Source organism: Moraxella bovis (genome assembly GCF_002014975.1).
Taxonomy (GTDB): Bacteria; Pseudomonadota; Gammaproteobacteria; order Pseudomonadales; family Moraxellaceae; genus Moraxella; species Moraxella bovis.
This window is the reverse complement of record NZ_MUXV01000077.1, coordinates 1-6397: the sequence shown is the minus strand read 5'-3', so window position 1 is coordinate 6397 and position 6397 is coordinate 1. Positions and strand designations below refer to the sequence as shown.

Genomic DNA, 6397 nt, shown 5'->3' with positions numbered 1-6397 from the left:
GATGGTTGTAGTGCGATTGCCCTGTTAAATAAAACCACTTGCATGACAATAAAAAATGATTTAAGATATAAAAAATAACAGGCGTTTAACAAGGAATGTTTATGTTTGCCACTCTTACTAACCTTAGCGTACAACTGGTCAATCGCCACCTACCATCCCCCTTTGTCTTTTCTGTGGTCTTGACATTCATTGCCTTTATTGCAGGGATTGTTTTGACGGGTCAATCCCCTTTGGCGTTGGCTCATCATTGGGGCAATGGCTTGTGGTCGCTTCATAGCTTTGCCATGCAAATGGCACTGATTTTGGTAACGGGCTATGCCTTTGCCAACGCCCCTATTTTTCAAAAGCTATTGGATAAGCTGGCAAGTAAAGTTCATCGACCTATAACAGCGATTGTGGTTGTGACGCTTGTAGCGATGATTGGTTGTTTGTTAAATTGGGGTTTTGGACTGGTGATTGGGGCAGTATTTGCCAAAGCCCTTGCCAAACGAGTGCGAGGCGTGGATTATCCGCTGCTTGTGGCTTCTGCTTATTCGGGCTTTTTGGTGTGGCATGGTGGGTTATCAGGTTCTGTGCCACTCACATTAAGCACAGGGGGCGAGACACTTGCCAAATTATCTGGTGGTACATTGAGTGATGTCGTGCCGATTTCTGCAACCATTTTTTCATCTTATAATTTCATCATTGCAGGGCTGATTTTGTTCATTGTGCCGATATTAAATGCACTCATGCACCCAAAAAAATCCAACGCTTGTCAATCCAGAACTGATAAAAGATAAGCCGTTAATTTTACCGCCAAATGACACGCCCGCCCAAAAACTAGACGATAGCCGTCTGATGATGATGCTATTGATGATGTTAGCAATGGGGTATTTTGCCGTAGAATTTAGCAAAAGCATGAATTTTGGCTTAAATATCGTCATTGGATTGTTTTTATTCATTGGGCTACTTGCTCATGGTACGCTAGAACGCTATTATCGTGCCGTCAATGACGGTATTAGCGGTATTACAGGCATTGTGCTGTTGTTTCCTTTTTATGGGGGAATCATGGGCGTGGTTACAGGGGCGAATTCGGACGGCATATCCATTGGCACGCAAGTTACCAATTTCTTTTTAAATCATGCGTCAAGCGACACTTTTCCCATATTGGCATTTTTAAGCGCAGGTATTGTCAATGTTTTTGTGCCGTCAGGGGGTGGTCAGTTTGCGGTACAAGGTCCTATCATGATGCCAGCAGGTCTTGCCCTTGGGGTTAAGCCTGAGGTTACCGCCATGGCGATTGCTTGGGGTGATGCATGGACGAACATGATACAGCCGTTTTGGGCGTTGCCATTGTTGGGTATTGCAGGGCTTGAGCGAGGGCGATTATGGGCTATTGTCTTATGGTACTTATCGCATCAGGATTGATTATAGCAGGTGGGTTTTATTTTCTAGTTTAATTTTTTGACAAACAAATAAGGAGTTTTTATGTCAAATCCGGTCATCATCTCAGCCTCTCGCACACCCATGGGGGCGTTCCAAGGGGCATTTGCCAGTCTATCATCGCCACAGCTTGGGGCGGTTGCCATTCGTTCGGTGTTGGATAAAGCAGGAGTATCCGATGATAAGATAGACGAAGTTGTCATGGGGTGCGTACTGTCAGCAGGCGTGGGTCAAGCCCCTGCTCGTCAAGCCATGCGACTTGCCAACATGCCTGACAGTGTCGGGGCGACTATGATAAACAAAGTCTGTGGCTCGGGACTCATGTCTGTCATGACCGCGTGCAACGCCATCAAGGCAGGCGACAAATCTGCCGTCATCGCAGGAGGTATGGATTCCATGACCAATGCGCCGTATGTCCTACCTAAGGCTCGTGGGGGCTTTCGCATGGGGCATGGCGAGATTCGTGATTTGATGTTTTTTGACGGTTTACAAGACGCCGAATCGGGCAAGCTCATGGGCGTATATGCTCAAGAAATGGCGGACAAAAAGGGCTATACTCGCACCCAAATGGACGATTTTGCCATTTCATCGCTAAAAAAAGCCATGAATGCCATTGACAACGGTTATTTTAAAGACGAAATTTGCCCTGTGACCGTCAGCACTCGCAAGGGCGATGTCGTGGTGGATACGGACGAACAGCCTGCCAATGCCAACATTGACAAAATCCCAACCCTAAAACCTGCCTTTACCAAAGAAGGCACAATCACCCCCGCCAACGCAAGCTCTATCTCGGACGGAGCATCTGCCGTACTGGTGACAAGCGATGAGTTCGCCAAAGCCAATAATTTGCCTGTACTGGCTCGGATAGTCGCCCACGCAAGCCATGCCCAACACCCAAGCGAATTTACCATTACTCCTGTCGGTGCGGTGCAAACAGTGCTTGATAAAGCAGGGTGGACGGCAAAAGATGTGGACGTATGGGAGATTAACGAAGCCTTTGCCATGGTAACCTTATCTGCCATTGATGCTTTTGAATTGGATGCTGATAAGGTTAATATTCATGGTGGTGCGTGTGCCTTAGGACATCCTTTGGGGTCATCGGGGGCAAGGATTTTGGTAACGCTCATTCACGCCCTAAAACGAGTAGGCGGTAAAAAAGGCGTTGCCAGCTTGTGTATTGGTGGCGGTGAGGCGGTGGCTATGGCGATTGAGTTGCCTTAATTTTTGATTTTCAAGGACTGTACAGGGTTAATTTAGTGGGTTTTTAATCAATGTTTTATGATGTTTATGAAACTCACAAAAACATCACCTTCATGGAGTGATTTATCATGAGTATTCTGGCTATTATTATCTCTCTTGTGCTTTTAATGTACTTTGCTTATCGAGGTTGGTCTGTATTAATATTAGCTCCAATCATGGCAGCATTGGCGGTTATTCTATCCGGGGATGGCACTTTGCTTTTGCCTGCCTACACTGAAACATTCATGAAGGCGCTAGGCGGATATTTATTAAAATTTTTCCCCGTATTTCTATTAGGAGCGTTATTTGGACAGCTCATGGCGGATTCTGGTGCAGCTACGACTATTGCCAATACTATTACCGAAAAATTAGGTGCTAGCAGGGCAATTTTGGTGGTAGTTTTGGTTTGTGGCATCTTGACCTATGGCGGTGTGTCACTTTTTGTGGTTGCTTTCTCTATTTATCCCATTTCAAAAGCTCTATTTAGGCAAGCAGACATACCTAAACGCTTAATACCTGCCAGTATTGCTCTTGGTTCGTTTACCTTTACCATGACCGCTTTACCTGGCACGCCTGCTATTCAAAATGCCATCCCTATTCCGTATTATCAGACAAATGCCTTTGCCGCACCTATTTTGGGATTAATTGGTGCTTGTATCATGTTTGTATTGGGAACTTGGTGGTTGCAAAGCCGTGCCAACTTAGCCAAAAAAACAGGAGAAGGCTATGGCAACCATATAGATGATGACACCAAACTTTTAAGTTCCAACATGTCATTTGTGTTGGCGGCAATTCCACTCATTTTAGTGATTGCCATCAATGCTTTACTGACTTATGGCGTGTTTCCCAACATGGATTTCGGGGCGATTACTACCAAATTCCCCGAACTTGAAATCAAAGCCAATCTTGGCTTATGGTCCATCATCATCGCCCTATTAACATCATGCTCTGTACTTATTTTATTAAATTTAAGACACTTCAAGAAGCTACAAGAATCAGTTAATAAAGGCGTCTATGGCTCCATGTTACCTATTTTTAATACCGCATCAGAGGTCGGTTATGGAGCAGTCATTGCTACGATGGCGGGATTTGCCATCATTCGGGATAACATTCTTAACATTTCACCAAACAACCCTTTGGTTTCTGAAGCGGTTGCCATGAGTGTTTTGGCAGGCATTACAGGCTCATCATCAGGTGGGCTAAGCATCGCCCTACAAACGCTCGGCGAAGATTACCTAAGACTTGCCATTGAGCATAACATAGATGCAGAGTTGCTACATAGAGTTGCTGTCATGGCGGCAGGCGGTCTAGATACCCTACCACATTCTGGTGCGGTCATTACATTGTTTGCCATTTGTCACCTAACACACAAGCAATCTTATGTAAATCTTGCTATTGTTACCATAGCTATTCCAATTCTAGCAACCATATGTGTTATTATGCTGGGCACATTCTTTGGTTCTTTTTAAATCATGACACAAAGGAGTATGAATGATAAATCATAACCTAAAACACAAAACCGCTTTTATTACAGGAGCAGGTGGTGGTATTGGAAGGCAAATTGCACTTGAATTTGCAAAAGCAGGGGCAACGATTGGTGTGGCTGACATAAACTTAGACCACGCCCATGGTGTTTGCGATGAAATAAAAACCTTAGGTGGTCAAGCAAAAGCCATATTGCTGGATGTCACACAAGAAAATCAGGTAAATCAAACCATTGATGATTTTGTGGCAGAATATGGGGCTTTGGATGCTTTAATATCCAATGCAGGCATTCAAATCATCAATCCCATTGATAAACTTGCTTATAATGATTGGAAAAAAATGCTTGCCATACATTTGGATGGTGCTTTTTTGACCACAAAAGCCGCCCTAAAACATATGTATGCAAAAAACTCTGGCACTGTCATTTATATGGGTTCGGTGCATTCTCACGAAGCATCAGCGTTAAAATCCCCTTACGTTACCGCCAAACATGGACTTTTGGGATTATGCCGCACGCTTGCCAAAGAAGGAGCAAAACATAATGTCCGCTCTCATGTTATCTGTCCTGGTTTTGTCAAAACACCATTGGTAGAAAAACAAATCCCTGAACAGGCTCGTGAAAAAGGCATTAGTGAAGAAGAGGTGGTAAAAAATATCATGTTAGGCTCTACTGTGGATGGTGAATTTACTACCACTGATGATGTGGCAGCTCTGGCATTATTTTTGGCAAGTTTTCCAACCAATGTATTTACAGGACAGTCCTTTATTGCCAGTCATGGCTGGTCAATGAAATAAATCAACTATACTCTTAACCTTAGGAGTCATCATGACAAAAGTATATGACAACGCCCAAGCCGCTCTGGCTGATATTGTAAAAGATGGTCAAACCATTGCCGTGGGTGGCTTTGGGCTGTGCGGCATCCCCGAAGCCCTGATCGCTGCCCTGAGAGACACAGGCGTAAAAAACCTAACCTGTATCAGTAATAACGCAGGCGTGGATGATTTTGGGCTTGGGCTACTTCTAAAAAGTCACCAAATCAAAAAAATGATTGCGTCTTATGTGGGCGAAAACAAGGAATTTGAACGTCAATTTTTATCAGGCGAGCTTGAAGTGGAGCTTACCCCGCAAGGCACGCTTGCCGAAAAACTTCGTGCAGGCGGGGCGGGCATTCCTGCTTTTTTTACCAAAACAGGCGTGGGAACAAAGGTTGCTGAAGGCAAAGAAGTGCGTGAATTTGACGGGGTAGAATATCTCATGGAACGCTCACTTGTCGCTGATGTGTCGCTTGTCAAAGCATATAAAGCGGACAAAATGGGCAATCTCATTTTTAGAAAAACTGCCCGCAACTTCAATCCCGATGTCGCGACCGCAGGCAAAATCACGGTCGTGGAAGTCGAAGAGCTTGTGGAGATAGGCGAGATTGACCCTGACGAGATTCATCTGTCAGGCATTTATGTACATCGTATCGTGGTCAATGCCACGCCCGAAAAACGCATTGAACAACGCACCATTAGACAACAATCATAGGGGGAACTCATGGCTTGGACAAGAGAGCAAATGGCACAGCGTGCCAGTTTGGAATTACAAGACGGTTATTATGTGAATTTGGGCATTGGTTTGCCAACATTGGTTGCCAACTACATTCCAGATGGCATGACGGTCATGCTCCAATCCGAAAATGGACTTTTGGGCATTGGGGCGTTCCCCACTGAGAGTGAGATTGATGCTGACCTGATAAACGCAGGTAAGCAAACGGTAACTACCCAAAAGGGAGCGAGCTTTTTTAGCTCATCGCAATCCTTTGGCATGATACGGGGTGGTAAGGTCAATCTTGCCATTTTGGGAGCGATGGAAGTGTCCGAAAAGGGCGATTTGGCAAATTGGATGATACCAAACAAAATGGTCAAGGGCATGGGCGGAGCGATGGATTTGGTCGCAGGTGTCCAGCGTGTTATTGTGCTTATGGAGCAGGTCAATAAACATGGTGAGCCGAAGATTCTATCCGAGTGCCAACTGCCCTTGACGGGCAAAGGCGTGGTCAATCGTATCATCACCGAACTTGGGGTGTATGACGTTACCGATAAGGGGCTGGTGCTGGCAGAGCTGGCGGACGGCGTGACATTTGAAGATGTGCAAAGGGTGACGCCTGTTACGGTACATCAAGCCTAACAACAAACAGGCAAATAACAAATAAAGGGGTGATATTCTCATCCCTTTTGGTTGGCATTTTGGTAGTAATCCAAAAAGTAT

The 6397-nt window shown here is 45.1% G+C and carries 5 protein-coding genes and 1 pseudogene; all 6 read left to right on the top strand.

Annotated features, from left to right (window positions below; all coding sequences use genetic code 11):
- Window positions 1-95 precede the first annotated feature (95 nt).
- The 6 genes and pseudogenes from B0182_RS13040 (at window position 96) to B0182_RS13015 (ending at window position 6316) form a co-directional block, all read left to right on the top strand.
- Window positions 96-1407, top strand: a pseudogene (locus B0182_RS13040) (short-chain fatty acid transporter).
- 60 nt (window positions 1408-1467) lie between these two features.
- On the top strand, window positions 1468-2643 hold the full coding sequence (locus B0182_RS13035) for a thiolase family protein (protein WP_078275328.1): 1176 nt from the start codon (window positions 1468-1470) through the stop codon (window positions 2641-2643).
- Between the two features lie 104 nt (window positions 2644-2747).
- Window positions 2748-4130, top strand: coding sequence for a GntP family permease (locus B0182_RS13030; protein ID WP_078275327.1), 1383 nt, complete (start codon window positions 2748-2750; stop codon window positions 4128-4130).
- Between the two features lie 22 nt (window positions 4131-4152).
- The gene (locus tag B0182_RS13025) at window positions 4153-4941 is read left to right on the top strand and encodes a 3-hydroxybutyrate dehydrogenase (protein WP_078275326.1); all 789 of its coding nucleotides are present in this window, start codon (window positions 4153-4155) and stop codon (window positions 4939-4941) included.
- Between the two features lie 31 nt (window positions 4942-4972).
- Window positions 4973-5674 (top strand): CoA transferase subunit A, encoded by a 702-nt coding sequence (locus B0182_RS13020; protein ID WP_078275325.1) that lies wholly within the window; start codon window positions 4973-4975, stop codon window positions 5672-5674.
- A 9-nt stretch (window positions 5675-5683) separates the two neighbouring features.
- Window positions 5684-6316, top strand: a complete 633-nt coding sequence (locus B0182_RS13015) for a 3-oxoacid CoA-transferase subunit B (protein ID WP_078275324.1) — start codon at window positions 5684-5686, stop codon at window positions 6314-6316.
- The last annotated feature ends 81 nt before the right edge of the window (window positions 6317-6397 follow it).

Excerpts from the sequence above, each read along its gene's own strand:
- B0182_RS13035 (WP_078275328.1), top strand. The coding sequence starts at position 1,468 with ATGTCAAATCCGGTCATCATCTCAGCCTCTCGCACACCCATGGGGGCG.
- B0182_RS13025 (WP_078275326.1), top strand. The coding sequence starts at position 4,153 with ATGATAAATCATAACCTAAAACACAAAACCGCTTTTATTACAGGAGCA.
- B0182_RS13020 (WP_078275325.1), top strand. The coding sequence starts at position 4,973 with ATGACAAAAGTATATGACAACGCCCAAGCCGCTCTGGCTGATATTGTA.
- B0182_RS13015 (WP_078275324.1), top strand. The coding sequence starts at position 5,684 with ATGGCTTGGACAAGAGAGCAAATGGCACAGCGTGCCAGTTTGGAATTA.